Raw genomic sequence first — 1,027 nt, 5'->3', positions numbered from 1 at the left:
AAATTAAACCTGTTGTGCATTTAGCATAAATTAATTTTTGTTTTATTTATACTTCTTTTAAAAACGAAAAAATTCAGATACTGTATCATTGTAAAGGAAGTGATTTTAGATGCAATTCTTGTTGCTAAACCTTGAAATGATTTTGCAAAATTGACATTGATTGTGAACTGACCTGCTAATTGCGAAAATGCTGTCTCAATTCTTTTTCTAATTTTAGATTTTGTATAAGAGAATTTTACAAAATCTAGTTGGTTTTTTCGCATTGGTACAGATAAGTTTATGTTTGAATAATTGAATAAATCTACTTGTAGTTCTTTACTGATGTATCCTCTATCACCTATTAATTCACAGTTTTTGAAGTTTTCTTTAATGTCTTTAAGATAATTCACGTCGTGGATATTTGCAGGAGAAAAATCATACGAATGAAAAATTCCATTTTTATCACAAACTGCGTGGAGTTTAAATCCAAAATAACGGGTTTTTTGTGCTGCACAATATCCAAAAGCTGGTCGGATTTGTTCAGTGGAGCAAATTTCTGAGCGTAATGCTCTACTTATTTTACAAATTTCAACTGGTGTAGAATCTACTACAAAAACGTCTGTAAATTCTGAAAATTTACCGCTTAAAACTATCCGTATTTTTTCAAAGTATGGAAAAAGTGATCTTCGTCTTTTATTGAAAACGCTTCTTTCAATTTTATTTTCTAAAACAGTGCCAGAAAGCATTCTAAATAACTGTAATTCAGAGTTAATAGACATATACTCTGCCGTCACCGTAAGTGCAACCAATTCCAAATCAGAAAGTTTTGGAACTCTGATTTGCTTAGAAGTTGTAATATGTCCGCAAGTATTTGTCAATTCTTTTAAAATAATTTCGTAATTTTGAATGAGATTGTTCATGTATTTAAGTGATTGGTAGTCAGGTAAATATACGATTTTTTAATCAAATGAACAATCTTTTTTCCTATATTTCTAAATGCACAACGGGTTTATTAGTATTAAAATTGATGACGAAAATGCGCATAAAT

At 29.3% G+C, this 1,027-nt stretch carries 1 protein-coding gene; it reads right to left on the bottom strand.

Features of this window, described 5'->3' with window-relative positions; all coding sequences use genetic code 11:
- Positions 1-20 precede the first annotated feature (20 nt).
- The gene (locus tag IEY99_RS33775; protein WP_189208193.1) at positions 21-899 is read right to left on the bottom strand and encodes an IS982 family transposase; all 879 of its coding nucleotides are present in this window, start codon (positions 897-899) and stop codon (positions 21-23) included.
- Positions 900-1,027 lie beyond the last annotated feature (128 nt).

Origin of the sequence: Couchioplanes azureus (assembly GCF_014648355.1) — a bacterium.
Taxonomy (GTDB): Bacteria; Actinomycetota; Actinomycetes; order Mycobacteriales; family Micromonosporaceae; genus Actinoplanes; species Actinoplanes azureus.
This window is presented reverse-complemented; position numbering and strand designations above follow the sequence as displayed.

Bases quoted from the DNA above. Each gene is read 5' to 3' on its own strand.
- IEY99_RS33775 (WP_189208193.1), bottom strand. From the start codon at position 899: ATGAACAATCTCATTCAAAATTACGAAATTATTTTAAAAGAATTGACA.